This window comes from Nocardioides sp., from assembly GCF_036493135.1.
GTDB lineage: Bacteria > Actinomycetota > Actinomycetes > Propionibacteriales > Nocardioidaceae > Nocardioides.
On the sequence record NZ_DASXQG010000063.1, the window covers coordinates 45288 to 71063 of the forward strand.

23 protein-coding genes are annotated in these 25776 nt (G+C 71.0%); 16 read left to right on the plus strand and 7 right to left on the minus strand.

All coding sequences use genetic code 11. The features are described from left to right. Window positions 1–6 precede the first annotated feature (6 nt). The gene (locus tag VGJ24_RS11680; protein WP_331500771.1) at window positions 7–648 is read left to right on the plus strand and encodes an O-methyltransferase; all 642 of its coding nucleotides are present in this window, start codon (window positions 7–9) and stop codon (window positions 646–648) included. Between the two features lie 61 nt (window positions 649–709). Here VGJ24_RS11680 and VGJ24_RS11685 read toward each other — a convergent pair whose 3' ends face one another. The 3 genes from VGJ24_RS11685 to VGJ24_RS11695 all read right to left on the minus strand — a co-directional run bounded on the left by VGJ24_RS11685 (window position 710) and on the right by VGJ24_RS11695 (window position 3781). After that, window positions 710–2392, minus strand: a complete 1683-nt coding sequence (locus tag VGJ24_RS11685) for an MFS transporter (RefSeq protein WP_331500772.1) — start codon at window positions 2390–2392, stop codon at window positions 710–712. Between the two features lie 42 nt (window positions 2393–2434). Further along, window positions 2435–3031, minus strand: a complete 597-nt coding sequence (locus VGJ24_RS11690; RefSeq protein ID WP_331500773.1) for a TetR/AcrR family transcriptional regulator — start codon at window positions 3029–3031, stop codon at window positions 2435–2437. 120 nt (window positions 3032–3151) lie between these two features. After that, window positions 3152–3781: an alpha/beta fold hydrolase gene (locus VGJ24_RS11695; RefSeq protein WP_331500774.1), complete on the minus strand. Its 630-nt coding sequence runs from the start codon at window positions 3779–3781 to the stop codon at window positions 3152–3154. A gap of 49 nt (window positions 3782–3830) precedes the next feature. Between VGJ24_RS11695 and ligA the strand changes: the two genes are divergently transcribed. After that, window positions 3831–5915 (plus strand): NAD-dependent DNA ligase LigA, encoded by a 2085-nt coding sequence (gene ligA, locus VGJ24_RS11700; RefSeq protein WP_331500775.1) that lies wholly within the window; start codon window positions 3831–3833, stop codon window positions 5913–5915. Here the strand turns inward: ligA and VGJ24_RS11705 are convergent, their stop codons facing one another. Both VGJ24_RS11705 and VGJ24_RS11710 read right to left on the minus strand, forming a co-directional pair. Next, the gene (locus VGJ24_RS11705; protein WP_331500776.1) at window positions 5916–7502 is read right to left on the minus strand and encodes a hypothetical protein; all 1587 of its coding nucleotides are present in this window, start codon (window positions 7500–7502) and stop codon (window positions 5916–5918) included. 263 nt (window positions 7503–7765) lie between these two features. Then, the gene (locus VGJ24_RS11710) at window positions 7766–9421 is read right to left on the minus strand and encodes a hypothetical protein (RefSeq protein ID WP_331500777.1); all 1656 of its coding nucleotides are present in this window, start codon (window positions 9419–9421) and stop codon (window positions 7766–7768) included. Between the two features lie 95 nt (window positions 9422–9516). On the opposite strand from VGJ24_RS11710, the gene gatC reads away from it, so the two are divergent. The 13 genes from gatC to VGJ24_RS11775 all read left to right on the plus strand — a co-directional run bounded on the left by gatC (window position 9517) and on the right by VGJ24_RS11775 (window position 23140). Continuing rightward, a complete protein-coding gene (gene gatC / locus VGJ24_RS11715) occupies window positions 9517–9873 on the plus strand; it encodes an Asp-tRNA(Asn)/Glu-tRNA(Gln) amidotransferase subunit GatC (RefSeq protein WP_331500778.1) in 357 nt (118 codons plus the stop codon). Between the two features lie 53 nt (window positions 9874–9926). Then, complete coding sequence (gene gatA / locus VGJ24_RS11720; protein WP_331500813.1) at window positions 9927–11411, plus strand: Asp-tRNA(Asn)/Glu-tRNA(Gln) amidotransferase subunit GatA; 1485 nt, start codon at window positions 9927–9929, stop codon at window positions 11409–11411. Further along, window positions 11408–12901, plus strand: coding sequence for an Asp-tRNA(Asn)/Glu-tRNA(Gln) amidotransferase subunit GatB (gene gatB, locus VGJ24_RS11725; RefSeq protein ID WP_331500779.1), 1494 nt, complete (start codon window positions 11408–11410; stop codon window positions 12899–12901). The genes gatA and gatB overlap by 4 nt, the downstream gene beginning before the upstream one ends. A 42-nt stretch (window positions 12902–12943) precedes the next feature. Then, window positions 12944–14299 carry a transaminase gene (locus VGJ24_RS11730; protein ID WP_331500780.1) on the plus strand — a complete coding sequence of 452 codons (1356 nt, stop codon included), beginning with the start codon at window positions 12944–12946 and terminating at the stop codon, window positions 14297–14299. A 149-nt stretch (window positions 14300–14448) separates the two neighbouring features. Then, window positions 14449–15093: a class I SAM-dependent DNA methyltransferase gene (locus VGJ24_RS11735; RefSeq protein WP_331500781.1), complete on the plus strand. Its 645-nt coding sequence runs from the start codon at window positions 14449–14451 to the stop codon at window positions 15091–15093. Window positions 15094–15169: 76 nt separating this feature from the next. Then, on the plus strand, window positions 15170–15808 hold the full coding sequence (locus tag VGJ24_RS11740) for a hypothetical protein (RefSeq protein WP_331500782.1): 639 nt from the start codon (window positions 15170–15172) through the stop codon (window positions 15806–15808). 30 nt (window positions 15809–15838) lie between these two features. Further along, window positions 15839–16417: a GNAT family N-acetyltransferase gene (locus VGJ24_RS11745; RefSeq protein WP_331500783.1), complete on the plus strand. Its 579-nt coding sequence runs from the start codon at window positions 15839–15841 to the stop codon at window positions 16415–16417. 215 nt (window positions 16418–16632) lie between these two features. Then, a complete protein-coding gene (locus VGJ24_RS11750; protein WP_331500784.1) occupies window positions 16633–17724 on the plus strand; it encodes a hypothetical protein in 1092 nt (363 codons plus the stop codon). 5 nt (window positions 17725–17729) lie between these two features. Next, a complete protein-coding gene (locus VGJ24_RS11755) occupies window positions 17730–18596 on the plus strand; it encodes a hypothetical protein (RefSeq protein WP_331500785.1) in 867 nt (288 codons plus the stop codon). Further along, the gene (locus tag VGJ24_RS11760; RefSeq protein ID WP_331500814.1) at window positions 18596–19714 is read left to right on the plus strand and encodes an energy-coupling factor transporter transmembrane component T; all 1119 of its coding nucleotides are present in this window, start codon (window positions 18596–18598) and stop codon (window positions 19712–19714) included. The genes VGJ24_RS11755 and VGJ24_RS11760 overlap by 1 nt, the downstream gene beginning before the upstream one ends. Beyond that, entirely contained in the window at window positions 19711–21270 is a 1560-nt protein-coding gene (locus VGJ24_RS11765) for an ABC transporter ATP-binding protein (protein WP_331500786.1), read from the plus strand. The genes VGJ24_RS11760 and VGJ24_RS11765 overlap by 4 nt, the downstream gene beginning before the upstream one ends. After that, window positions 21267–22175 (plus strand): ECF transporter S component, encoded by a 909-nt coding sequence (locus VGJ24_RS11770; protein ID WP_331500787.1) that lies wholly within the window; start codon window positions 21267–21269, stop codon window positions 22173–22175. The genes VGJ24_RS11765 and VGJ24_RS11770 overlap by 4 nt, the downstream gene beginning before the upstream one ends. A gap of 8 nt (window positions 22176–22183) precedes the next feature. Continuing rightward, window positions 22184–23140, plus strand: coding sequence for a GNAT family N-acetyltransferase (locus VGJ24_RS11775; protein WP_331500788.1), 957 nt, complete (start codon window positions 22184–22186; stop codon window positions 23138–23140). A 6-nt stretch (window positions 23141–23146) separates the two neighbouring features. Here the strand turns inward: VGJ24_RS11775 and VGJ24_RS11780 are convergent, their stop codons facing one another. Beyond that, window positions 23147–24001 (minus strand): EamA family transporter, encoded by an 855-nt coding sequence (locus tag VGJ24_RS11780; RefSeq protein ID WP_331500790.1) that lies wholly within the window; start codon window positions 23999–24001, stop codon window positions 23147–23149. 23 nt (window positions 24002–24024) lie between these two features. After that, window positions 24025–24615, minus strand: coding sequence for a PadR family transcriptional regulator (locus tag VGJ24_RS11785; RefSeq protein WP_331500791.1), 591 nt, complete (start codon window positions 24613–24615; stop codon window positions 24025–24027). A 68-nt stretch (window positions 24616–24683) separates the two neighbouring features. On the opposite strand from VGJ24_RS11785, the gene VGJ24_RS11790 reads away from it, so the two are divergent. Next, a complete protein-coding gene (locus tag VGJ24_RS11790; RefSeq protein ID WP_331500792.1) occupies window positions 24684–25775 on the plus strand; it encodes an exo-alpha-sialidase in 1092 nt (363 codons plus the stop codon). Window position 25776: the final 1 nt, after the last annotated feature.

A 25776-nucleotide genomic window follows, 5' to 3' on the forward strand; every position in this document is an offset into this window, starting at 1 on the left:
GGCGGCATGGACATCGTCAGCCCCGCCATCAACGACTACCTCCTCGCCCACTCCGAGCCCGCCGACGAGGTGCTGCGCGACCTCGCCGAACAGACCCATCGCGAGCTCGGTGGCCGGGCCGGCATGCAGATCACCCAGGACGAGGGCGAGCTCCTCACGATGCTGGTGCGGCTCACGGGCGCGCGGCGGGCGGTGGAGGTCGGCACGTTCACCGGGTACTCCTCGATCTGCATCGCGCGCGGACTGCCCGACGACGGTCACCTGTTGTGCTGCGACGTCAGCGAGGAGTGGACCTCGATCGCACGAGGCTATTGGGAGCGAGCGGGCGTGGCCGACAAGATCGAGCTCCGGATCGCACCGGCCGTCGAGACGCTGCAGGCGCTGCCGGGGGAGCCGTCCCTCGACTTCGCGTTCATCGACGCCGACAAGGTCGGCTACCCGGCATACGTCGAGGAGATCCTGCCGCGGATGCGCCCCGGCGGGCTGATGGTCCTGGACAACATGCTCCGCGACGGGCGCGTGCTCGCCCCGGAGAACGACGACGACCGCGCCATCGACGAGCTCAACCGGGCCCTGGTCGCCGACGACCGGGTCGACGTGGTGCTGCTGCCGGTACGTGACGGAGTGAGCCTCGCCCGCAAGCGCTGATCACAGACACGACAACGCCCCCGGAGCAGCGCTCCGGGGGCGTCGTACGTCGGACGGCTGGTCAGCCGACGTGGACCTGCTGCTCCTCGGGCGACTCGGTGGCGAGCTCCTCGTGCTTGACGTCGAGGAACAGCCACACCACGGCGGAGCCGGCCAGCATCATGAAGACGCCCACCAGGAACGCGTGGGTCGCGCCCGTCGGGAAGCCGCCGAGGTAGGCCAGGGTCTGGACGAGGGCCTCCGGCGAGGCGGCCCCGAGCCGGTCCATCAGCGCCGACGTCACGTGCTGCGGTAGCGACTGCAGGCCATGGGCGATCGTCGGTGCGATCGACGAGATGTGGGCGTTGGTGAAGTGGCTGCCCACCGTCGACAGGGCGGCGAGGCCGAAGGCGCCACCGACCTGCTGCATCGTGTTCAGCACACCGGAGCCGACCCCGGCGTCCTCCGGACGCAGGTGGTGGACGGCGGTGAGGGTGAGCGGCACGAACACCGCGCCCATGCCGAGCGCCATCAGAAACACGAACGGCAGGATCTGGGTCCAGTAGCTGACGTCCGAGCCGAGGCTCTGACCGGTGCTGACGGCGTTCAGGACATCCTGACCGCTGTCCGGCACAGACAGCCGGGAGAACCCGTAGAGGGCGACGGCGGCCGTCAGCGTCCCGACGCCCGCGATGTAGCGCGGGTCGATCCGGGCGACCAGCTTGGACACGATCGTGGCGCTGATGATGATGCCGATGCTGAACGGCAGGAACGCGAACCCGGCCTTGAGCGGGCTGTAGCCCATCACGTTCTGGATGAACAGGCTCAGGAAGAAGAACATCGAGAACATCGCCGCCGGGAGCAGCATCATCGCCGCGAAGCTCGCGGCCCGAGAGCGGTTGGCGAAGACCCGGAAGGGCAGCAGCGGGTGCTCAACCCGGAGCTCGACGAGCATGAACAGTCCGAGCAGCACCACACCGGTGATCAGGCTCGCGATCGTCAGGCCGTCGTGCCAGCCGTACGCCGCGTTGCCCGCGCGGGTGAGCCCGTAGACGACCGCGAGCAGGCCGCCGGTACCGGCGACCGCGCCGGGAACGTCGAGCTGGCCGCTGTGGCGCTCGGACTCCTTGAGGAGCCGGGGCGCGAGCAGGGCGGCGGCGATGCCGATCGGGACGTTGATCAGGAAGGTGAGGCGCCAGCCGTCCTGCGGGTTGAACATCGAGATGTCGAGACCGGTCAGCCAGCCACCCAGGATCAGGCCCACGGCCGCGCCGGCACCGGACATCGCGGCGTACACCGCGAAGGCGCGGTTGCGTGCGGGCCCGGCGGGGAAGGTCGTGGTGATCAGGGCGAGGGCGGCCGGCGAGGCGAGCGCGGCACCGAGCCCCTGTATGCCTCGGGAGGTCAGGAGCAGGGCCTCGCTCTGGGCGAGCCCGCCGGCCAGGGAGGCGACCGCGAAGACCGTGAGGCCGATCATGAAGGTGCGGCGACGGCCGTAGAGATCACCGAGGCGACCTCCGAGCAGCAGGAAGCCGCCGAAGGCCAGTGCGTAGCCGGTGACGATCCAGGTGAGGTTCGTGCCGGACATGTGGAGGTCTCGGCCGATGTACGGCAGAGCGATGTTGGCGATGGTGGCGTCGAGCACCACCATCAGCTGGGCGATGCAGATCAGCACCAGAGCCCAGCCGAGGTGCTGCTTCGGGCCGGAGGCGGTCGCCTCCGGCTCTGAAGAGCCGACGGTTTCGGCTTCGGTCAGGTCGGACATGGGTTTCCTAACTTCTCTTGGCTTCTGACTTCTTGACGGGTCTCAGACCTGCGGCCTGACAGCCGGCAGGATGATCTGGTCGATGGCGCGCTCGATGAGCGCCGCGTCGGGCCGCTCGCCGAGGACGAACACCCGGTGCAGGACGATCCCGGAGAGGGCCGGGACGATGATGTCGAGGTCGATGTCGGCGCGTAGCTCGCCCCGGTCGCGGGCCCGCTCGAAGAGGGTGCGCGACACCTGCGACTTCGGCCCGACGACCTGCGTGCGGAACTCCGCGGCGAACTCCGGGTCGGTGGTCACCGCGGTAATCACGGCCCCGAACGTCGAGGTGGTGTCGTGGTCGGTGAGGCCACCCATGCCGCAGAACGCCGTCATCAGGTCGGTGCGCAGGTCACCGGTGTCGGGCAGCTCCTCCGGTGTCGTCTTCATCCGGGCCAGGGACTCCACGACGAGCTTCGCCTTGGAGTTCCACCGCCGGTAGAGCGTCGCCTTGGAGGCCTTCGCCCGCTGGGCGACCGCGTCCATGGTGAGCCGGTCGTAGCCGTGCTCGGCGAGCACCTCGAGCGCGGCATCGAGGATCTCCTGCTCCCGGTCGCCCTCGACGCGTGGTCGGGCGGCGGCGGCGGCTTCGGGGGTCATACGTCGGGCACCTGTTCTTCGCGGAGATGAAACGAAACGGTTTCGTTCCGTCAGCGACGGTAGCGGACGCGGGCGGATGGAACAAATCAGTTTCATCCGGAGTCCGGAGGAACTCTCCGGTCAGCTCAGGATCCGGCGGACCCGGTCGACCGCGAAGTCGTTCCACGCGCCGATGCCGTTCAGCAGGTAGTGGCCGCGCTCGCCCATGTCGGTGAACGACGCAGCGCTCGCGACCGTGCGGGCGCGCTCGACGTACGCGCGCGTGTCGCGGGCGCGGGTGATCCGGTCGCGACGACCGTGCGCGGCGTGGAGCTCCCTGCCGGCCAGGGCGGCCACGGACTCGTCCGGGGGCAGCCAAGGGGCGAGGGCGACGACGCCGAGGACGAGCGGATGGTCGGCCGCGTGGCACGCCGTACGTCCGCCCAGGGAGTGCCCGACCAGTACGACCGGGACCTTGCCGACCTCGTCGTTGATCCGGTCGAGCGCCCAGAGCGCATCGGCGATCTTGTCCGCGCCGTCGCCGTTCCAGCCGACCGAGCGATACCGCAGCAGCCGGACCCCGACCCGCGCGACGTGCAGCTGCCGCCCGAGGGTTCGGCCCAGTGCGGCTCCGCGCTGCCACGACAGGCTGCGGCGGGTGACCTCGGCGCGTGAACGGTCCTTCCCGCCGTGCAGCACCAGGACCATCGCTGCGGGCCCGTCGACCGAGTCGTGCACGGTGAGGGTCGGACTCGATGCAGGCTCGGTCACGGTCCTCCGGGGGTCGTCGGTGTCGGGGGTCGTTGGCAGGATAGGGGCCATGGGCGAACCGCAGTCGGCGACTCCCGAGGCCAAGGACCGACACCGTCAGCTGAGCGAGGAGATCGAGGACGCCCGCTGGCGCTACTTCGTGCTCGACGACCCGACCCTCGACGACGGGGACTACGACCGTCGCCTGCGTGGGCTGCAGGCGCTCGAGGAGGAGTTCCCGGAGCTGCGCACCCCCGACTCCCCGACACAGAAGGTGGGCGGTGCCGTCTCGACCGAGTTCACCGCCGTCGACCACCTGCGGCCAATGGAGAGTCTCGACAACGCGTTCTCCTACGCCGAGCTGGCCTCGTGGCACGCACGGCTGTCGCGCGACGGCGTCGACGATCCCGCGCTGCTCTGTGAGCTCAAGGTCGACGGGCTCGCGATCAACCTGCTCTACGAGAAGGGCCGGCTGAGCCGGGCCCTGACGCGGGGCGACGGCCGCACCGGTGAGGACGTCACGCCCAACGTTCGCACCATCGACTCCGTGCCCCACCGGCTCACCGGCACTGACGACTTCCCGGTCCCGGCCCTGCTCGAGGTGCGCGGCGAGGTGTTCCTCCCGGCCGAGGCGTTCGAGCGGCTCAACGTGTCGATGACCGATGCCGGCAAGCCGGTCTTCGCCAATCCGCGCAACGCCGCGGCCGGGTCGCTACGGCAGAAGGACCCCCGCGTGACGGCCGGTCGCGACCTCGGCATGGTCTGCCACGGCATCGGTGCTCGCGAGGGGTTCGACCCGCTGTCGCAGTCGTCGGCGTACGGAGCTTTGCGTTCCTGGGGTCTGCCCACGTCGGACAAGGTGGAGGTGCTGCCGTCGCTGGCCGAGGTGCAGGCCTACATCGACAACGTCGGTGAGCATCGCCACACGATCGTCCCCTACGAGATCGACGGCGTCGTGATCAAGGTCGACCAGGTGGCCCTGCAGCGTCGGCTCGGCTCGACCTCGCGTGCGCCGCGGTGGGCGATCGCGTTCAAGTACCCACCCGAGGAGGTCAACGCCAAGCTGCTCTCGATCGAGGTCAACACCGGCCGCACCGGCCGGGTGACGCCGTTCGCGGTGATGGAGCCGACCAAGGTCGCCGGCTCGACGGTCGAGCGGGCCACCCTGCACAACGCCCACGAGGTGAAGCGGAAGGACGTCCGGCCGGGCGACACCGTCGTGCTGCGCAAGGCGGGCGACGTCATCCCCGAGATCGTGGGTCCGGTGCCGGCGCTACGACCGAAGGGCCTCAAGAAGTGGGTGATGCCGACCGAGTGTCCTTCGTGCGGCACGACGCTGGTCCAGCAGAAGGAGGGCGACAAGGACCTCCGCTGCCCCAACACCCGGGCCTGCCCGGCCCAGTTGCTCGAGCGGGTCTACCACGTGGCGAGCCGCGGCGCGTTCGACATCGAGGGCCTCGGCTCCGAGGCGGCGCACGCGCTGCTCCATGCCGGGGTGCTCTCCGACGAGGGCGAGGTGTTCGACCTCGACCGCGCCAAGCTGCTCAGGACCGACCTGTTCACGCGCGCGCCGAAGAAGGGCGAGGAGGGCCCGCAGCTCAGCGCCAACGGCGAGGGCCTGCTGGCCAACCTCGGTGAGCGCAGGTCGGTCCCGCTGTGGCGGGTGCTGGTCGCGCTGTCGATCCGACACGTCGGGCCGACCGCGGCCCGGGCGCTGGCCACGGAGTTCGGCTCGATGGCCGCGATCCGGGCGGCGTCGGAGGCGCAGCTGGCCGCGACCGAGGGCGTCGGTCCGACCATCGCGGAGTCGGTGATCGAGTGGTTCACCGTCGACTGGCACCGCGCGATCGTCGACAAGTGGGAGGCGGCCGGGGTCAGCATGGCCGACGAGCGCGACGAGTCGACGCCACGCACCCTCGAGGGCCTGACCATCGTCGTCACCGGCTCACTGGTCGACTTCTCGCGCGACTCCGCCAAGGAGGCGGTCGTCTCCCGCGGCGGCAAGGCGGCCGGCTCGGTGTCGAAGAACACCGACTACGTCGTCGTCGGTGACAACGCCGGCACCAAGGCCGACAAGGCCGAGCAGCTCGGTGTGCCCGTCCTCGACGAGGGCGGCTTCAAGGTGCTGCTCGAGAGCGGGCCGGACGGCCTCTGACTAGGTCGTGGCCGAGCTGGCTGGTGACGACGGCGTACCCGGGGTCTTGTCCATCTCCGTGCGCCACAGGTGCGTGCCGAGGGCGCCCGCGAGCAGGAGGAAGACGACGCCGACGATGTGGTGACCGGTGACCAGGGACCACGTCGCCAGGATGGCGACGAACCCGAGCATCGACAACAGGCCGATCCGGGTGTTGGCGACGCGGCCGAACGCGACGGCGGCGCGCTCGGTCGTACTCATCCGTCGGAAGGTCACGGTCCGGTCGGGCATGGGGACGTGCCGGTCGGCCGGGATCGCGTCGTCCAGTGCCTTGCTCAGGTCCTTGCCGCGCATCCACTCACGCGGCTCCATCTCCATCACATTGCCGCCATGCCCGATCAGTCGCCGCGCGCCGTCGCGCCAGGCGAGGAGGGCGACGACGTCCTCCAGCCGCATGGACGTGGACATGGCGCCGGTGACGCGTTCGGCGACGTGCTCGTCGACGGAGAACGTCGTCAGGTCGGCGGGCCAGTTCACGTGGCTGTGCTTCTGGCCGGTGCCGACCGGGCCGGAGTCGGGGAACGTCACGGCCGGGATCGTGCGGCCCAGCGGCGCCGCCTCGGGCAGCCCGACGAGCAGTGATGCGTGCAGCTCCCGGGCAGCGTGGTCGACGCGAGCCGGGTCGGTGTCGTGCAGCTGCTGCAGGAGATCCTGGTAGCTGACCGGCACCTGGTCGCGCAGGACGGAGTATGCCGCCTCGAGCGCGGTCTCGACCATGGCGGCCGGAGACTCCAGCACCCGGAGCCGTGTCTCGACCGCCTCCTGCACCCACTCACGCGGAACTCCCTCGTCGGCCAGGCGTTGGGTGACCTCGAGCGAGGCGCGAGCCAGGCTGGGAAGCATCTCGGGGAGCACGTCCGCGCCGGCGCCCACGACCGCGTGCTGGTTGTCGACCTCGGTGATGCCGGACCAGAGTCCGTAGGCACCACCGCTGTGCCGGCGCAGCCCGTCGTGGAGGGAGCGCTCGAGGATGTCCGACAGGAAACTCGCCTCGTGCGTGCGAGTGACCGTGCCGCTGAGCGTGAGTCCGGCCTCGTCGCGGTAGGCCGCCGGCACGACCCGGTCCAGCGGCGTAGCAGTGGGAGTGGGCAGGTACTCGCCTGCCGGTAGCGGCACCGAGAACCCGGCGGGAGGTGGTCCGTCCAGCACGAGGACGGCGTTCGAGGCGCTGAAGACACGTCGCGACCGCTCGAGCAGCGCGTGCTCGTTGGCGCGCACGGCACCGACCTCGGCGTAGCTGGCCACGCCCGGCCCTCGTGCGCCGTACCGCCAGGTCAGGGACCTGACCAGGCCGTCGCGCGGTCCGTGGGCTCGCGCCTGCAGCACGCCGCGCTCGCGGGCGAGCAGACGAAGGTCGGGCTCGCCCAGCCACCGAGCCAGTGCGCCGAGGCGCTCCGTGATCGCCTCGGGCCCGCCGAACGCCGCGAAGTGCGTGAGCAGCATCGAGAGTCGGCCCTCGATCGGACGCTCCAGGGTCTCGCGGTCGAGGAGGGCGAGGTGCTCCAGGAGGTGCAGCCATCCGGTCTCGTGCAGCGGCTCGTCGGCCATGCCCTGACGGAAGAGCAGGTGGGCAGCAGAAGCCGGGCGTCCCATGTCTACGAAGAAGCAGAGGACGCCGTCGACATCGGTCTCTTGGACCGTGCGGAGAGCGGTGTTCATAGTCGGCCTGGGGGGTGGCTGGCGTGGGGCTGGCGTGGGTCTATTCGCTCAGCACGGTAGCCCCGCGAAGGGGCCCGTGTAGGCGGTTTGGCCAACCTGGTACCTCACCCGACCCCACCGACCCCGACCAGGAAGCCGGCGTGGCCGCCCGCTCACCAGAGCCTGCGACGGCCGCGGAAGTACGCCTTCGGGACGCGGATCAGGCAGAGCAGGGCCAGGATCACGAAGGGCGCGGCGATGGCCACGTGCCGGCTGGCCGCGATGATCCCGACCAGGGCGAGCACGACGGCCAGCAGGGCCAGTCCCGGCGCCGAGACGAGCGATCGGCGAAGACGGGGGGACCAGCGCTTCCACCGGGACAACCGTCGAAAGGCACCGCTGCCGTCTCCCTCGAGCGGGAGGTGCAGGTGGCTGGGGACCCTGTCGTCCATCGTCCTGGTCAGGTCGGCACCTCCGTGCCACTGCGCAGGCGACATGGTCAGGCCCCACCCTTCGCGACCGACGACGTGTCGGGTGCCGTCCTGCCACGTCAAGAGAGCGGTCACCTCCGCCAGCAGCACCTGCTGGGCGTCGTGGTCGTGGATCAGCTCGACGCCGGCAGGTCCGGCGCCGAAACGCCTGCCGTCGTTCGGCCAGTTCCGGTGGCGGTGCCCGCGTGTGTCACGCCAGGGCCGGGTGATCGGGAACTCCACCCGCGGGATCCGCTTCGGGAGCTTCGTCGGTGCGGGGGCACCGAGCAGAAGCGTGGAGTGCAGCTGGTCGAAGGCCCTCCTGACCTGCTCGCGATCGGTCTGCTCGGTCTCGGCGATGAGGTCGTCGTAGGTCAACGGCAGCCTGTCGCCGAGCACCTCGTGACCGGCGCGCAGCGCGACACCCATCGCGTTGTACGGATCGCGGAGCGCCTGCAGTCGGGCGGCCACCTGCTCCTCGATCCAGCCCTGAGGTGCCCCGCTCCGGAGCCGCTCGAGGACGACGAGCGACTTCTCCAGGATCGTGGGCAGGATGTCGGGTCGCAGGTCCGAGCCCGCCGCGATCACCGCGGTGTCCGCATCGACGGGTTCGTAGCCGGACCACGGCGCGTAGGCAGCACCGGCGCGTTCACGTACCTCCTGTCGGAGCGCCTTCTCCAGAAGCGAGGCGGCCACCCCGGCGCCCTGGCTGCGCTCGACGACGCCGCTGAGCACGAGGCCCGCGCTCTCCTGGTACGCCGCGGGGAACTCCGACTCGACACTCACCGCCGGTGCGGGTGGGAGGAAGGAGCCGTCCGCCAGTCCGAGCCCCAGGCGGTGCGGGGGTGCACCGTCGAGGACCAGGACGGCGTTCCCGCGGTTGAAGACTCGCCGGCACCTCTCCCACAACACCTCGGGAGTCGCGCGGACCAGCCCCGGCTCGGCGTACGAACCGACGCCGGGTCCCTGCGCGCCGTACCGCCACCGTAGGGAGTTCACGAACGGGCCGCCGCGGAGCTCCGACTCGGCCCGGAGCACCCCGCGCTCCCGCTCGACGCCGCGCAGCTCCGGGTCGCCCAGCCAGGACGCGAGCCGCGTGAGGTGGCGGGCGACCGCCTCCGGGGGACCGTGGGTCTCGAAGGTGGTGATGAGCGGAGAGACGGAACCGTTCACGTGCAGCGAACCGCTCCCGGTGCCGTGCAGCGCCATGTGCTCGAGGAGGTGGAGCCAGCCGCTCTCGTGCAAGGGCTCGTCGGCCGTGCCTTGGCGGAAGAGCAGACGCGCAGCCAGAGTGGGGCGTCCGGTCTCCACCCAGAAGCACGGGACGCCATCGACCTCACTCTCCCGGACGGTGACCATCGCGGCGGCATCCTAGGCAGTCCTGACCTCCCCGTGGGTCATTCCGGCCGGAAACCGATGAGGAGTCGCGGCGGAAGCCTCCCTAGGATGAACTCATGCCCGAGACTTCCGAGCACCCCGGCGCGCCCGAGGACGGTCGCGCGGCGGTGGAGCAGCCGACCCTCTCGCGCGACCAGGTGGCGCACCTCGCCGATCTCGCGCGGATCGACCTGAGCGACGCCGAGCTGGACCACCTCGCCCCGCAGCTGAGCGTGATCCTGGACTCGATCGCGTCGATCCAGGGCGTCGCCGGTGACGACGTGCCGCCGACCTCCCACACGCTGCCGTTGACCAACGTCTTCCGCGACGACGTGGTTCGGCCCGGCCTGACCGCCGAGGAGGCGCTGAGCGGTGCGCCCGAGGTGGAGCAGCAGCGGTTCAAGGTGCCGCGAATTCTTGGAGAGGAGCAGTGACCGGGGAGAGCACGAAGCGGCCGGCACCGTCGCTGCGAGCGAGCGCTGCGGCCATGGCCGCTGCGCTGGACGACGGTGCGACCACCAGCGTCGAGATCACCCAGGCCCACCTCGACCGCATCTCCGAGGTCGACGGAGCGGTCCATGCGTTCCTCCAGGTCGACACCGAGGGTGCGCTGCGTGACGCCGCCGCGTCGGACGCGCGGCGCGCTGCCGGCTCGCCCGCCGGGCCGCTCGACGGGGTCCCGATCGCGGTCAAGGACGTGGTTGCCACGCGCGGGCTGCCGACGACCTGTGGCTCGCGGATCCTCGAGGGCTGGGTGCCGCCGTACGACGCGACCGTGGTCGCCCGGCTGCGCGCGGCCGGCCTGCCGATCCTCGGCAAGACGAACATGGACGAGTTCGCGATGGGCTCGTCGACCGAGCACAGCGCCTTCGGCCCGACCCACAACCCGTGGGACCTCGACCGCATCCCGGGCGGGTCCGGCGGCGGCAGCGCGGCCGCGGTAGCGGCGTACGAGGCACCGCTCGCGATCGGCACCGACACCGGCGGCTCGATCCGCCAGCCGGGCGCCGTCACCGGCACGGTCGGCGTGAAACCGACGTACGGCGGGGTCTCGCGCTACGGGCTCGTCTCGCTGGCCAACTCGTTCGACCAGGCCGGCCCGGTGACCCGGAGCGTGCTCGACGCCGCGCTCCTCCACGAGGTGATCGGCGGCCACGACCCGCTCGACTCCACCTCGATCGACCAGCCGGTGCCCGCCTTGGTCGAGGCGGCTCGGCGGGGCGCCGACGGCGACCTGACCGGCGTCCGCATCGGCGTGGTGAGCGAGCTCGGCGGCGAGGGCTACCAGGACGGCGTGCTCGCGCGGTTCGCGGAGTCGGTCGAGCTGATGACGAAGGCGGGGGCGGAGGTCGTCGAGGTCTCGTGCCCGAGCTTCGTGCACGCGTTGGCGACGTACTACCTGATCCTGCCGGCGGAGGCGTCGTCCAACCTGGCCCGCTTCGACGCGATGCGGTACGGCCTGCGGGTGACTCCCGACGGCGATCCGAGCGCCGAGGACGTCATGCGCGCCACCCGCGAGGCCGGCTTCGGCGACGAGGTGAAGCGCCGGATCATCCTGGGCACATTCGCACTGTCCAGCGGCTACTACGACGCGTACTACGGTCAGGCTCAGAAGGTGCGCACCCTCGTGACGCGCGACTTCGAGGCGGCCTTCCGGCTGGCCGACGTGCTGGTCAGCCCGACCGCACCGACGACGGCGTTCAAGATCGGCGAGAAGGTCGACGACCCGCTCGCGATGTACCTCAACGACCTGGCCACGATCCCGGCCAACCTGTCCGGCGTACCCGGCATCTCGATACCCAGCGGGCTGGCCGACGAGGACGGACTCCCGGCCGGCGTCCAGATCCTCGCGCCGGCGATGGCCGACGACCGGGTCTACCGCGTGGGTGCCGCGCTCGAGGCGCTGCTCGGCCAGGAGTGGGGCGGCGCGCTGCTCGACCGGGCACCGCAGCTGACAGGAGCCGGAGCATGACCGACACCCTCCTGTCGTACGACGACGCGCTCGCGCAGTTCGACCCGGCGCTCGGGCTCGAGGTGCATGTCGAGCTGAACACCGAGACCAAGATGTTCTGCGGCTGCCCCACGACGTTCGGCGCCGAGCCGAACACCCAGACCTGCCCGACCTGCCTCGGCCTGCCCGGCTCGATGCCGGTGGTCAACGCGAAGGGCGTGGAGTCGGCGATCCGGATCGGCCTGGCACTGAACTGCGAGATCGCGGAGTGGTGCCGGTTCGCGAGGAAGAACTACTTCTACCCGGACATGCCGAAGAACTTCCAGACCTCCCAGTACGACGAGCCGATCGCGTTCAACGGCTTCATGGACGTCGAGGTGAACGGCGAGACGTACCGGGTCGGCATCGAGCGCGCTCACATGGAGGAGGACACCGGCAAGTCGCTTCACGTCGGCGGCAGCACCGGTCGCATCCACGGCGCCGACTACTCACTGGTGGACTACAACCGTGCCGGCATCCCGCTGATCGAGATCGTGACCAAGCCGGTGCTCGGCACCGGCGACAAGGCACCCGAGGTCGCCCGGGCGTACGTCGGACAGCTGCGCGAGCTGCTCCTCGGCCTCGGCGTGAGCGACGTACGCATGGAGCAGGGGTCGCTGCGCTGCGACGTCAACCTCTCGCTGGCGCCGAAGGGTTCGGGCACGCTCGGCACCCGGACCGAGACCAAGAACGTCAACTCGCTCAGGTCCGTCGAGCGGGCGGCGCGCTACGAGGTGCAGCGTCATGCCGCCGTGCTCGCCGGCGGAGGTCGGGTCTTCCAGGAGACCCGGCATTGGCACGAGGACACCGGCGTCACCACCAGTGGCCGGGAGAAGTCCGACGCCGATGACTACCGCTACTTCCCCGAGCCCGACCTGGTGCCGGTCGCGCCGAGCCGGGAGTGGGTCGCCGAGCTGAAGACCAGGCTGCCTGAGCCGCCACACGAGAAGCGCGCGCGGCTCCAGCAGGAATGGGGCTTCTCCGAGCTCGAGATGCGCGACACCCTCGGTGCCGGCGCGCTCGGACTCGTCGAGGAGACCATCGCGGCCGGCACGGCCCCGCAGGCAGCACGCAAGTGGTGGCTCGGCGAGCTGGCCCGACGGGCGAACGAGACGGAGACCGAGATCGGGGCCCTCGGGGTCACGCCGGTCGACGTGGCCCGCGTGCAGTCGCTGGTCGATGACGGCACCCTCAACGACAAGCTCGCGCGCCAGGTCTTCGACGGCCTGCTCGACCGTGAGGGCACACCCGACGAGATCGTCGCGGCACGAGGGCTCGCGATCGTCTCCGACGACGGTGCGCTCAGCGCTGCCGTGGACAACGCCATCGCCGCCAACCCCGACGTCGCCGACAAGATCCGCGACGGCAAGGTGGCCGCCGCCGGTGCGCTGATCGGTGCGGTGATGAAGGAGATGCGCGGCCAGGCCGACGCCAACCGCGTGCGTGAGCTGGTCCTGGAGCGGCTGACCTGAGCGGCTGACCCTCTGGTGCACTGGTGCTCTACGCTTCCGAGCGTGGGCGGATCGGGGGTGGACGCGGCGCGGGTGGCTGCGCTCAAGGAGCGCGAGGACGCCGCGTTCGTGCGGATGCGCCCGCGCAGCCAGGAACTGTGGGCCTCCGGGCAGCAGGTGATGCCGAACGGCGTGCCGATGAGCTGGCTGCGCACGTCGTACGACCACCCGCCGCTGTTCATCGAGTCGGCCGCCGGATCACGCCTGCGTGACGTCGACGGCCACGAGTACGCCGACTTCAACATCGCCGACATGTCGATGTTCACCGGCTACGGCCCGGCTCCTGTGGTCGAGGCGGTGAGCCGCCAGGTCCGTCTCGGATCGCAGTACCTGCTGCCGACCGAGGACTCGATCTGGGTCGCGGGCGAGCTGGTGCGGCGCTACGGCCTCCCGTTGTGGCAGTTCACGCTGGCGGCGACGAGCGCCAACACCGAGGTGATCCGGATCGCCCGGTCCATGACCGGCCGCGAGAAGGTGTTGTTCTTCGACGGCAAGTACCACGGCCACTTCGACGACGTCCTGGTCGAGCTCGAGGACGGTCGTCTGGTGCCGGAGGAGGACGGCCTGCCGCACGACGTCACCGAGCGGACCGTCGTGGTGCCGTTCAACGACCTCGAAGCTCTGGAGCGCGTGCTCGCGGGCGGCGAGGTGGCGGTGGTGATCACCGAGCCCGCGCTCACCAACAACGTGGGCCTGTTGATGCCGGACGACGGCTTTCACGACGGACTGCGTGAGGTGACCCGCCGTACCGGCACGTTGCTGGCGTACGACGAGACCCATACGCAGGTCGTCGGTCCCGGCGGACTCACCCGGCGGTGGGGGCTCGCGCCCGACTTCGTGACGGTCGGCAAGTCGATCGCCGCGGGCATTCCACTGGGTGCGTACGGGATGACCGAAGAGGTGGCAGCCGTGCTGCAGCGGCCCGGTGGTCGCGACGAGGACAAGCCGCAGGTCGCCGTCGGCGGCACGCTGTTCGGCAACCCGGTCTCGATGGCGGCGGCCCGGGCGACGATGAGCGAGGTGCTGACCGACGACGCCTACGCGCACAGTCAACGGCTCGGTACCCGGCTCGCCGACGGCATCTCGCAGGTCGTGGCCGGGTCGGGGCTCGGATGGACGACGCACCGGTTCTGGCCGCGGAGCGGGCTGTCGTTCAGCCCTTCGATGCCGCGCACGGCGACCGAGGCGATGGAGACCCTCGACGTGCCGCTGCGGCGGCTGCTGCGCGTCTACCTCGCGAACCGAGGTGTCTGGGAGGCCATCGTCGGCGCCGGGCCGACCTGCTCGGTCGCCGCGACCGACGAGGACGTCGACGCCTACCTCGCGGCCCTCACCGACCTCGTGGGGGAGCTGGTCTGACGGTGCCTGTCCGCTTCCAGCTGGTCTTCGACTGCTCCGACCCGGATCTGCTCGCTCGGTTCTGGGCCGATGCCCGGGGCTATGAGCTCGCGCCGGTCCCGGCTCACTCATCGAGGGGCCAGATGGCTGTCGCGTGAGACGCTGGAGCGGTGGTTCCCGACGCCGACCCCATCGCCGGCTGGTTGCACCAGGGCACGAGCGATGCTCGTGAGGTCGCCGACCGGTACGACGAGTGGGCGCAGAGCTACGACGACGACCTGACCTCGTGGTCCTACCAGGCTCCTTCGGTGGTGGCGGAGACCGTCGTCACCAAGCACCCCGCAGCGGGCTCGGCGCTCGACGTAGGGTGCGGCACCGGCCTGGTCGGCCGAGCGCTTCGCGCACGAGGGTTCGCGGGGCAGCTCGTCGGGCTCGACATCTCGCACGCGTCTCTCGAGGTCGCCCAGCAGCACGGAGCGTATGACGCGCTTCTGCACGTGGACCTCCAGCAGCAACTGACCGTCGAGGATGACAGCGTCGACGTGGTCGTCTGTGTCGGGGTGATGACCTACCTGCCGGAGGTCGAGACGGTGTGGCGAGAGCTCGCGAGGGTGGGCCGGCCAGGGGGACTCGTTGTCGCGACGCAGCGCGAGGACCTGTGGCACAGCCGTCACTGCCAAGCCGTGGTCGACCGGCTACGGGACGAGGGCGTGTGGACGCCGCTGGAGATCACGGGCCCGGCCCCGTACCTGCCGGAGGGCTACGGGGGGACGCCGGCGGTCGGCTGCTACTACCTGACCGCGCTGGTCAGCTGACCCGCTCCCGACCAGGCTCTCGTCGGGACGACGTGTCTTCCCGGGACGAAGCGGTCTCAAGCCCTACATTGCTGACATGGCCGACATCATCCTGGGCCTCCTGGCGATCATCGCCGGGGGCGCCATGCTCGTCGCAGGGCAGTTCGTGCTGCGCCTCATCATCCCCATCTGGGGCTTCTTCGCCGGGTTCGCCGTCGGCGCCGGCCTGGTCGCCGACCTCGGCAACGATCGCTTCCTCGGCACCGTGCTCGGCTGGGTGCTGGGGCTGGTCCTCGCCCTGGTCTTCGCGGTCTTCGCCTACTTCTACTACTACGTCGCCATCGTCCTCGCCATGGGTGCGGCCGGCTTCGCGATCGGCTCGGGCATCGTCGTCGCCTTCGGGATCTCCTGGAACTGGGTGGCTGTCTTGGTGGGCCTGGTCGTCGGTCTCCTCGTCGGACTCGTGTCGGTGCTCACCAACGTGCCGATGATCCTGCTCGTCTTCATCGGCTCCATCGCCGGTGCTGTCGGCGTGACCGGCGGCATCATGCTGCTGGTGGGCTCACTGAACTCCGCGGACTTCAGCAGGGGCGACTTCACCGACACCGTCTCGAACAGCTTCGGCTGGTCCCTGCTCCTGTTGGTGCTCGCCATCGGCGGCATCCTCATCCAGGCCAGGCAGCGGGCCCTCATGCGCCAGAGCATCCACGAGGTCTGGTACGCCGAGACCCTCTGACCGCGTCGACGGGCGGGACCTGCGCCGACGATGAAGATCCGGGTGGCGGTTCCCGCAGATGCGCCGGCCATGGGGCGCGTGATGGTCGACTCATTTCTGTCGGCACATCGGGGTCAGCTGCCCGACGCGGCGTGGCAGCAGCGCGCGGACGAATGGACGCCCGAGGTCTCGGCGCGAGGATGGGCCCGCGCGCTCACGGCCCACGCTGAAGGCAACGCCGCGCGTGACGTCGTACTCGTTGCTGAAGACGACGTAGGAGTTCTCAGCGCGCTGGTGTCGGGGACGGCAGCCGACGACGACCCCTCAGGCTCGACCGCCGAGATCGGCGCCCTCTATGTCCTGCCTGATCGTCGTGGCCAGGGTTTCGGCGGCTCGCTGCTGCGGGCGGCGGCCGGCGCTCTGGCCGACCGGGGATTCACATCGCTCCATCTCGTCGTACTGACCGCCAATCTCCCGGCCCGGGCGTTCTACGAAGCCATGGGGGGACGTGAGATCGGCCAACAGGAAGTCGAGGAAGAGGGCCATCTGCTTCCCGGAACCGTCTATGGATGGCCCGATATCACGGTGTTGTCCGACCGGGGTTGTGGCCACGGTGTGCGGAGGGGATAGCCTGCCGGTGATCACATCCAGCTACGCCCGTGGCGGGGGAAGCCGGTCGAAGTCCGGCGCTGACCCGCAACCGTAGGTCGTGTCCTTCTCGTGGGACGCGACGAGCCGGAGCACCCGACACGACGCGTCCCTAACACACGCTGTCGAGGAACGCAGCGGGTGGGTTCCCGCCCCGACCAGGGGCTCCTGCCCGTTGTCGCAGCGGGAAGGAACCCATGTCCACCCTCTCAGTCGCACGACGCGCCGGTACGGCGCTCGTCGCGTCAGCCCTGGCGGCCTCCCTGGTCGCGAGCGGCGACCCGGCCCACGCCGTCTCGTCGTCGTCGCCCGCGGGTCACGGAGCGACCTGGCTCTCCCATCAGCTCAACTCGAAGGGCCTGATCCACAACCGTCAGTTCAAGTTCGACGACTACGGCCTCACCGCTGACACGGCGCTCGCTCTCAGGGCGATCGGCGGACACAAGAAGGACGTCCGACACGCGCGTCACGCGCTCGCCAGGCACGCCGTCGACTACACGACCTTCGGCACCGACCGGTACGCCGGCGCCACGGCCAAGCTGACCGTCGTGGCCCAGCAGACGGGCGGCGACGCGCGCCACTTCGGTGGGATCAACCTGGTCAAGCGCCTGGCCCAGCGAGTTGCCACGGGCGCCCCGATCGCGGGCCGGATCGAGGACAGGTCCACCTCCGGCGACTTCGCCAACACGATCGGCCAGGTCTTCGCCGTGCGCGGGCTCCTCAAGGCCGGAGATCCGGCAGGTCGGTCGGCGCTGAAGTTCCTGCTCCGCCAGCAGTGCGGCAACGGCTACTTCCGGCTGAACTTCAACACCGACAAGACCGCGCGTGACCAGGGCTGCGGCAAGGGGGACCCGGCCGACACCGACGTCACCGCCCTGGCCGTGGTGGAGCTGGCCCCGGTGGCCAAGGGGCACGGCCGGCTCAAGAAGGATCTGGCGAAGGCCACCCGCTGGCTCAAGCGGCACCAGAAGGACAACGGCAGCTTCGGCGGAGGTCCCTCGACGTCGGCAGCCAACGCCAACAGCACCGGGCTGGCGGGGTGGGCGTTCCAGGCCGAGGGGAAGTGCGGGGCCGCCCGCGACGCGGCCCGCTGGGTGGCCAGGCTCCAGGTCACCGGCAACGTCTCCGGGACGCCGCTGGCCGGCGAGCGCGGTGCGATCGCCTACGACCGAGCCACCATGAAGCTCGCGAAGCGGGACGGCATCGACAAGACGACGCGTGACCAGTGGCGCCGGGCCGGAGCCCAGGCGGCTCCCGCCCTTCTCGCCCTCTCCCGTTGCCGGTCCTGACGCGCGTGCCTCGGCTCGTCGTACGCCTCGCCGTCGCGGTCCTCGTGGCCGCGGCGGTGGGGCTCGGCCTGTCCGGGTCGGCACAGGCGGCCACCTGCAACAGCGCCAAGGGTGTGTCCGTGGTGGTGGACTTCAACCAGCTCGGCGGGGGGGTGCAGACGGCCTGCGACGCGGGCGGGGCCGGCAGGACGGCGTACGCCCAATTGAAGGACGTGGGCCATCGGATGGACGAAGTTCAGCGGACGCCGGGATTCGTCTGCCGCATCGACGGTCTGCCCTCGCGGGACGACGACCCGTGCCTCAACACTCCGCCGGCCGACGCGTACTGGTCGCTGTGGTGGTCGGACGGGAAGTCCGGGAAGTGGACCTACTCCTCCCAGGCTGCGAGCTCGCTGAAGGTCCCGGCCGGTGGGTACGTCGGCATGTCCTGGCAGGGCAGTGACGCGAAGTCCCCGCCCGGTGCCCCGCCGAGCGCTCACCGAACCCAGCCGACGTCGAGCCCGAGCACGCATCCGCCGTCCTCTCATCCGTCCACGTCGACGGGCCCGGCTCCGCCGACCTCGTCGGCGCTGGGTGACCCGGGTGCCGGCTCGCCGTCCGCGCCCAGCAGCGAGCCGACCGCGAGCCGGCACCCCGGACATGGCAAGACCACGCACGACCAGCACTCGACCAAGCCGAAACCGAGCAGCGACGGGTCCGACGACACCCACGCCGTCGGCCCCGCGGCGAACGTCTCCGACGGCTCGGGAGGCTCCGGCGGGTCGGGCTCCGACGGGCTACCCGGCTGGGTCGCCCCGGTCGCGATCGCTGTGCTTTTCCTGGGCGCGGGCACGATCGTGGTGGCTCGCCGAAGAGGCAGCGGCGGCGGGTGATGCGCGCCCGCCTCGCCAAGCTCGGGACCGCCCGGCTGCCACGCGACCTCCACCCGGTGGCGTGGTGGATCTGGGCGCTCGGGCTTGCGGCGGCGGCGTCGTTCACCACGAACCCCTATCTTCTGCTCGCCCTGATCGGGGTGGCGTGCCTGGTGGTTGCGGCCCGGCGCAGCGCACAACCCTGGGCCGACTCGTTCCGGATCTATCTCTGGCTCGGCGTCGCGATCGTGGTGATCCGGGTGTTGTTCCGGATCCTGCTCGGCGGCGGTGACGGCGGCCGGGTGCTGCTGCACCTGCCGGCGTTCCCGCTGCCGCACTGGACGCTCGGGCTCCGCCTGCTCGGCTCGGTCACGCAGGAGGCGCTGCTGGCCGGGCTGTACGACGGACTTCGGCTGGCTGCGATCGTGATCTGCATCGGGTCGGCCAACGCGCTGGCGAACCCCAAGCGCCTGCTCCGCTCGGTGCCGCCGGCGTTGTACGAGATCGGCAGCGCCCTGGTGGTCGCCGTCACCGTGCTGCCACAGCTCGCCGAGAGCCTCCGTCGGGTGCGCGCGGCCCAGACGCTGCGTGGTGGTGACACCGGCCGGGTGCGCGGACTCCGCCGACTGCTGGTGCCGGTGCTCGAGGACGCGTTGGAGCGATCGCTCTCCCTCGCGGCCGGCATGGACACCCGCGGGTACGGCCGCACGTCCGGGGCCACGCCGCGCGAACGCCGTACCACAGGGGGATTGATGCTCCTCGGTCTGTGTGCGCTCGCCGTCGGCGTGTACGGCGGCCTCGACCAGACGACGCCGGCCTGGCTCGGACGGCCGATGCTGCTGTTCGGCGTCGTGGTGTCGGTCGTCGCCGTCCGGCTGGCCGGCCGGCGGGTCGGGCGGAGCCGCTACCGCCCGGACCGCTGGCGCTGGCCGGAGCTGGTCGTGGCGACCTCGGGGGTCCTGGTCGGCGCCGCCGGCTGGTGGATCTCCCGCCACCAGCTGACGATCGCCTACCCGTCCCTCTCCGTAGCGCCCACGCTGAGCCTGCTCGCGCTGGTCACGGTGATCATCGCCGTGGCGGGAGCCCTGTGCTCCCCGCATCCCGCCACGACCGCCTCTCCGACGGGGGGTGTCGCGTGATCGAGCTGCGCGATCTCGGGTTCCGCTACGACGACAAACCCATCCTCCGCGACGTCGACCTCATCGTCGACGAAGGGGAGATGGTGCTGGTGTCGGGTCGCACCGGCGTCGGCAAGTCGACGCTGCTGGGCGTGGTGACCGGACTGGTGCCGCGGTTCTCCGGCGGCTCGCTGGTCGGCGACGTCCGGATCGATGGCCGGTCGGTGGTCCACCAGCCGCCGCGGGAGCGTGCGCACGTCGTGGGGTACGTCGGGCAGGACCCCGCGTCGGGGTTCGTCACCGACACCGTCGAGGAGGAGCTCGCGTACGGGATGGAGCAGCTCGGTCTGCCCGCCGACACGATGCGCCGTCGCGTCGAGGAGACCCTCGACCTCCTCGGCATCGCGTCGCTGCGTGCTCGAGACCTGCGGACCCTGTCCGGCGGTGAGCAGCAGCGGGTGGCGGTCGGATCGGTGCTGACGATGCACCCGCAGGTACTGGTGCTGGACGAGCCGACGTCCGCCCTCGACCCGACCGCGGCGGAGGAGGTGCTGGCGACCCTGACCCGGCTCGTGGACGACCTCGGGCTGTCGGTGCTGCTGGCCGAGCACCGTCTCGAACGGGTGGTGCCCTTCGCCGACCGGATCGCGCTGTTCGCCGGTGACGGGACCGTGCGCACCGGGACTCCCGTGGAGATGCTCGCCGGCTCGCCCGTCGTACCGCCGATCGTGGAGCTCGGCCGGAGGCTCGGCTGGTCCCCGCTGCCGATGACCGTCCGCCAGGCGCGCCGGCTGGCGCGCGACCTGGACCTCGGAGAACCGCCGGCGGTCGCGCCCGCGTCCGGTGACGAGCCCGTCCTGGTCGGCGCGGACCTGACCGTTCTCCATGGCACGACCGTCGCCCTGCGCGAGGTGTCCGTGACGCTGCGGCCGGGCAGCGTCACCGCCTTGATGGGCCGCAACGGTTCGGGCAAGTCGACGTTGCTCTGGACCATGCAGGGAACTCGCTCCCGGCGCTCGGGCACGCTCGCCGTGCACGGGGTCGACCCGGCGGCCGAGCCAGCCGGGCGTCGGCGCGAGCTGGTCGGCCTGGTACCGCAGACCGCCGTCGACCTGCTGTACCTCGAGTCCGTGGCCGACGAGTGTGGCGCCGCGGACGGCGGCTCGGGGGAGTGCCGCAAGCTGCTCGACCGGTTGGTGCCGGGCGTCCCCGACGAGATGCACCCCCGCGACCTGTCGGAGGGGCAGCGGCTCGCGCTGGCGCTCGCGGTCGTGCTGGTGACGTCGCCACCGGTGTTGCTCCTCGATGAACCGACAAGGGGGCTTGACTATCCGGCCAAGGCGGAACTCGCCGAGGTGCTGCGCCGGCTCGCCGACGACGGGCACGCCGTGATGGTGGCGACGCACGACGTGGAGTTCGCCGCCGAGGCCGCCGACGAGGTCGTGGTGCTCGCGGAGGGCGAGGTGGTGTCGTCCGGACCGACCCGCGAGGTGCTCGCGGCGTCTCCGGCGTTCGCCCCGCAGGTCACCAAGATCCTCGGTCCGGGCTGGTTGCGCGTCTCGGAGGTGCCCCGATGAGTCGCGCGGTGCCGCTCTCGCGGCGGTCGATGATGGTGATGGGCGTCGCCTCGGTCGGCGGCCTGATGATGCTGATGTGGCCGCTCCTGGTCCGGCAGTCGGCGGGCGGTCAGGTCGGTCCGCCGTTCGTCTTCCTGGCCCTGCTGCCGGTCGTGATCGTGGTGGTGCTGGCCGAGGTCACCGAGGGCGGGCTCGATCCACGAGTGCTGGCCGTGCTCGGCGTGCTGTCGGCGGTGAACGCCGTCCTTCGTGGCCTCTCGCCCGGCACGGCCGGCGTGGAGCTGGTGTTCTTCCTGCTGATCCTGGGCGGTCGGGTGTTCGGCGCGGGGTTCGGCTTCGTGCTCGGGTGCACGTCCCTGTTCGCGTCGGCACTGCTGACCGGCGGCGTGGGTCCGTGGCTGCCGTACCAGATGCTCGTCTCGGCGTGGGTCGGGATGGGCGCCGGACTGCTCCCTCGCCGGTTCACCGGCCGCGCCGAGATCGCGATGCTGGCGGCGTACGGCGTGGTGGCGGCGTACGTCTTCGGGTTGCTGCTGAACCTCTCCTCGTGGCCGTTCGTGCTCGGGATCGCGGAGCCCGGCCATACCGGGTTGTCGTTCGTGCCGGGTGACCCGCTCTCGGAGAACCTGCACCGGTTCCTCGTCTACACGCTGATCACCTCGACCGGCTCGTTCGACACCGGCCGGGCGATCACCAACGCGGTCGCGATCGTCGTGCTCGGGCCGGCCGTGCTGACGACGCTGCGTCGAGCAGCTCGCCGCGTCGTCGTCACCGGCAACGTGGAAAAGACGTTGCCGGGCGATGTCGGCGCCCCTAGCGTCGGGTGCTCCGACGAGCACGGGAAGGAGGCCACGATGTCCACACCGTCCTCCGGCCTCCGCAGCGAGGCCGGTTCCCAGATCTGAGGAACCTCTTGACCGACCTGGACCTCTTCCATCCCGCCTCCGTCGAGGAGGCACGCGCACTGCTCGCCGCGAGCCCGATGCCCGTCGACTCGCTCACGCAGCGCCGGATCCGCACCCAGGACAACCTTCTGGAGTACTTCGCCACGGGGCGCCGACGACCCGAGTGGGTCTGGGGTGTCCGGCGCGAGGGAGACCCGAGACCGCTCGGCGTCGTCGGCGCGTTCGGCACCGGATCGGGGCTCTACCTGATCGACGTCGTCGGCGTCCCCGAGGAACCGGACGTCGCGCGAGCACTGGTCGCCCGGGCGACCGCCGACGTCCTCGCGCTGCCTAGTGATGAGGAGGCGGAGGTGTGCCTCTTCGCTCCACCCGGCACCTCCGTCGACGACCCGGCTATCGCGCACCTCGTCGGTCCGCTGCGAGACGCCGGCTGGCAGCTGCTGGTCGAGCGGCGCCACTACGAGTTCGAGCCGCCGCCCGGCCTGGCCGCCGGCATGACGACCGACCTGGTGTTCGAGCGGCTGAACGACCGCGCCGACCCGCGGCTGGTGGCCTGCCACCGCGAGGTCATGCGCGACACCCTCGACGCCCACGACCGCGAGCTGGTCGAGCGGCTGGGCTTCGAGAAGGCGTGTGCGGAGAGCCTCGGCTACCTGGTCACCGCCGACCCGGTCGACCGCATCCACCTCGCGTTCGACCTCGCCGGCGAGGTGGTCGGGATGGTGTCGGGACACGTCGCGTCCAACCGACGTGCGGCGGTGATCTTCGTCGGGGTGGTCCGCGACCACCGCGGTCACGGCTTCGGGCGCCAGCTCCTCGCCTGGCAGACCCAGCGGCTCGTCGCCGGCGGCGCGACGACGCTGATCGCGGACACCGACAACGACAACGCCCCGATGGCGCGGGCGTTCGCGGACGTCGGGTGGGAGCAGACCGAGACCCGGATCGACCTGGTGCACGCCGGCTGAGGTCGGTCAGTCGAGGGCCGGGGTGGCCAGTCGCGACTCGGATCGGGTGGCGCCGATACTCGCCGCGATCACGCAGCCGATCGCCAGCCACTGCACGGGCGTCAGGAACTCACCCACGACGAGCATCCCGGCCAGTGCGGCGGCGGCCGGCTCGATGCTCATCAGGATGCCGAACACCGACGGCCGGATCGTCCTCAGCGCGGTGATCTCGCAGGAGTAGGGGATCACCGAGCTGAGCAGGCCGACCAGCGCCCCGAGGGCGACGACGTGCGGGTCGTCGAGGCCCCGGCCGGAGAACGCCACGAGGAACGGCGCCATCATCACCGTGGCGACCACGCTGGCCACGGTCAGCCCGTCGAGCCCCGGCCACCGGCGGCCGGTGCTCGCGCTGAGCAAGATGTACGCCGTCCACGCCGCGGCGGCGAGTAGGGCGAACGCGACCCCGGCCACGTTGAGGTCACCGCGCCCGATGCCGAGCAGCCCGACCCCGATCGCGGCCAGGGCGACCCAGACCAGGTCGCGGGGGCGACGGCTGCCGACGACGGCGAGCCCGAGCGGGCCGAGGAATTCGATCGTCACCGCGATGCCCAGCGGGATCCGGGCGAACGACTCGTAGATCGCCCAGTTCATGGTCCCGAGCACCACCCCGAACGCGATCGCCACCCGCCAGTCGTCCTGCGTGCGTCCGCGGAGCGTCGGACGCACGAGCGCGCCCAGCACGAGGGCACTGGTGGCCAGCCGCAGCCAGACCAGGGTCAACGGTGCCGCGTCGTCGAACACGGTCTTCGCGATCCCGGCGCCGAGCTGCACCGACGCGATGCCGACGACCACCAACCAGACCGGCGGGACCCTCGACAGCACCCACGCAACCTATCCGCGTGCGGTCATCGTTCCCCTTCACCGGGGGTGGCCAGCCGCGCCAGCGCTCGCCGGGTGTGCCGCGTCTCTGCGGTGAAGTAGTCGAGCCCCCAGTCGGCGACCACCGACGGGTAGTGGAACAGCTCGCCCGGCGCATCGGCGCCGCGGAGGGACTCGCGCACCTGGCGAAGATCGCGTAGTGCCTCGGCGAGCTCCGCGACGTACTCCTCGAGCATCTCCTGCATCCGTCCCGGGTCCGAGGCGTGGCCGATCAGCAGCCGCAGCAGCACCGTGTGCTTCAGCGTCGGGAAGCCGACCCGCGAGTCGTCGATCCAGGTGCGCAACGCACGCGCGCCCGCCGTCGTGATCCGGTACGCCGTCGTGCGCCGGCCCCCGCCCTGCGTCGTCACCGGCTCGACGTACCCGTGCTCGGTCAGCCGCCCGAGCTCGGTGTAGATCTGGCTCATCGCCGGCGCCACCCAGTAGAACCGCAAGGTGTTGTCGGCCCGTTGCTTGAGCTCGTAGCCGGTCAGCTGGTCGCCGAACGTCAGCAGGCCGAGCAGGGCGTACGCCGTCACCGGCAGGTCGGGACTCTCCGTAGGCAGGTCTTGACTCATCGGGAGACCAGACTACTCTTCCAATTAGGAATAGTGAGGGGTCGGCACACGGAGGGAGAACCATCCTGATGAGCGACACCACCCTGGTGATGGTCGGCACCCGCAAGGGCCTGTGGATCGGGCGATCCGACGAAGGCCGCCGCGAGTGGAGCTGGACGGGTCCGCACTTCCCCATGGAGGAGGTCTACTCCTGCATGGTCGACACCCGCGGCGACCGGCCGCGGCTTCTCGCGGGTGCCAGCTCGAGCTGGCTCGGACCGCAGGTCTGGCGCTCCGACGACCTCGGAAAGACCTGGCAGGAGACGCCCAACGGTGCCGTCCGCTTCCCCGAGGACACCGACGCCTCCGTCGCGCGCGTCTGGCAGCTCGTGCCCGGCGTCGACGACGCAGTGGTGTACGCCGGCACCGAGCCCGGCGCGATCTTCAGGTCCGACGACCGCGGCGAGAGCTTCGAGCTCGAGCGCGGACTGTGGGACAACCCTCAGCGGACGGAGTGGAACGCCGGCTTCGGCGGCCAGGCCTTCCACACGATCCTGCCCCACCCCGAGGAGCCCGAGAAGGTCCTGGCGGCGATCTCGACGGGCGGCGTCTACCGCACCGACGACGCCGGCGACTCGTGGTACCCGTCCAACACCGGGGTGAAGGCCGAGTTCTTCCCCGGCGAGCGCTCCTACCCGGAGTTCGGCCAGTGCGTGCACAAGGTGACCCGCCACCCCGCGACCCCGGACCTGCTCTACCTGCAGAACCACGGTGGCGTCTACCGGTCCGAGGACGGCGGCGACAGCTGGCAGGACATCGCCCCCGGCCTGCCCTCGGAGTTCGGCTTCCCGATCGTCGTCCACCCGCACGACCCGGAGAGCGTCTATGCGTTCCCGATCGTCGACGCCGGTGCCCGCTGGCCGGTCGACGGGCACGCCCGCGTCTGGCGGTCGACCGACAAGGGGGCGAGCTGGTCCCCGCTGGGGGACGGCAGCCTGCCGGACGACTACTACGTCGCGGTGATGCGCGATGCGATGTGCGTCGACACCCACGACACGCACGGGCTGTACTTCGGTGGCCGCAACGGTGCCGTGTGGGCATCACCCGATGCGGGCGAGACCTGGGCACAGATCCACACGGACCTGCCCGACGTCTGCGTCGTCCGCGCCGCCGTCATCTGAT